We start from the raw sequence: 2,011 nt of genomic DNA on the forward strand, positions 1-2,011 counted from the left end.
TCAATATCGAAAACCGCCCGCACGGGCAAATCCAGCCGCAGCCTGCTACCCCAGACATTATCACTGATAGTCCAGCGCAGGCGTGGGCCCGCTTCAACCAGCGTACCCAGCTCTGGCATCTGGTCGCGCTCTGGAACATCACTTTCTGTTGAGCCCAGCGCAGCAGCAAAACCGATATCCAGCTCCAGCGTGTCACTTTTATAGGCGCGCAGGCCAACATTATCGCGATCAGCACGAAAAAACTCTCCGCGGTAAATCAGGTAAGGCAGCACGAAACTCCGCTGCACTTGCTTATCCGACCCCGGATAAGCCAACTGTTCAATACCAAGGCCGACGACACCGGCCTCCCATAGCGGTAGCTCGGTAGCCGGCTCCGCGCTTACCCTGGCAGTACAGAAAGCTGCTGTTGTTGCAGTACCAAGCAGTAATATCGAGCTAATCCACTTATTAAGCATAAGTTTCCTGTTCAGTAACCGTCTGATGAAGATAAGGTTCGAGCAACTGGCGGACATTAACCCGGGCGCCAATCCTCGCTGCCAGTAAATATAAACCGGCAATTTTACGATGTAAAAACAGTGCATCGGCTGGCGGGCTGTGCCAGTAGTTTTGTTGCATACTTAAAGCGGTACCGGCCTGGCGCAAACGCAGTGCCAAATCACTATGGCCGAAATCAAAAGCGCCGCTCTGGTGCAGCGGCTCACAGGCCAGTTCAACCAGATTTAATACTGCTGTTTTTTGTGGGGCTAAAATATTCTGGCTGAAAAAGCCGATTTTGGTCAGGGCCTGCTCCATGCCGACGAGATCATTATCACAAGCGCTCGCAAATAAAGCGCGATAGCCATTACTTATTTGCTCTGAATAATCACGACAGGCACCAAAATCAAGCAGTACCAACTGCTGGCTTTGCCGGTTATAAAGATAGTTGGCAAAATTCGGATCAGTTTGTACCAGTTTAAATTCAAATAATTCGCGGAAAAACAAACTGAACATCAGCCCCAGCACCCTATCCCGCTCTGCTTGCGGTGCCGCTTGCAGAGTCTCAATTGGCTCTCCTGCTACATAGGACATAATCAGAATATTGGCACTGCTAAGTGCCGGATATACCTCTGGCACGACAAAAGCATCATCTGATGCCAGATACTGCCGGTAACGCTGAAGATAAGCCGCTTCTTGCAGGTAATCAGCTTCATTTTTCAACTGTTTTTTTGCCTCAGTCAGTAAACTCTGATACTCAATTTCAGCAGGGAGCAGCCCAGATAGCTTCAGTAAAGACGCTACATTATCAACATCGCTGTCGATACTGGTTTTAACCCCAGGGTACTGAATTTTAACTGCCAGTTTATCGCCGTTATCATGATACGCCTGATGGACCTGACCAATAGAAGCGGCAGCCATCGGTTTAAAGCTGAAATCAGCAAAGTGTTGCTGCCAATCCTCGCCTAGCTCCTGGCGCAGCACCTGCGATAACTGCTTAGCCGGCATTGGATTGGCGTTGGCGCGCAATCTGGCCAGCAGCTCAGTCAGTTCTGCCGGTAATAACTCACCGCTGTCCATCGATAACAGCTGGCCCAATTTCATCGCTGCACCGCGCATATGAGCCAGTTGATCGGTTACGCGTTTAATATTGGCCGGGGTCAGCAGCATGCTTTTGCTGCTGGGCCTGTTGCCCTGAACCATTTGTCTGGCACCTTCCGCCAGCATGCCACCGGCGACCCGTCCGGCCAGTGTTGCCAGGCCGGTAAAACGACTGAACCGGTTTGTTGGTACCTGAGATGAATTATCAGCCATAACTACCCTTAACTGTTAACCTGTTATGCTGAATTTACGCTGCAAAACCCTGACAGGCTCAGTTGAGGGACAATAATTCCGTCATTCAGTGTCAGACGCCAGCCAGTTGCTGTGCGCCCAGCGCCTGTTTTTTAATTTCCTGCTGCAGTTTAAAACAAACGGGTAAAAAAGATCAGGGCGTAAGCTGATAATGCTGCAAAAGCGCCAGCTGTTCCCGCTGGCA

At 50.5% G+C, this 2,011-nt stretch carries 2 protein-coding genes; both read right to left on the reverse strand.

All coding sequences use genetic code 11. From position 1 onward, the window contains the following. Nucleotides 1–455 (reverse strand): MipA/OmpV family protein (locus R3177_RS14655; protein WP_318971748.1); only part of this gene is annotated, 455 nt, incomplete at its 3' end. Next, nucleotides 448–1,788, reverse strand: a complete 1,341-nt coding sequence (locus R3177_RS14660; RefSeq protein ID WP_318971749.1) for an AarF/ABC1/UbiB kinase family protein — start codon at nucleotides 1,786–1,788, stop codon at nucleotides 448–450. The genes R3177_RS14655 and R3177_RS14660, both read right to left, overlap by 8 nt. Nucleotides 1,789–2,011 lie beyond the last annotated feature (223 nt).

This window comes from Arsukibacterium sp., from assembly GCF_033722355.1.
Classification (GTDB): domain Bacteria; phylum Pseudomonadota; class Gammaproteobacteria; order Enterobacterales; family Alteromonadaceae; genus Alishewanella.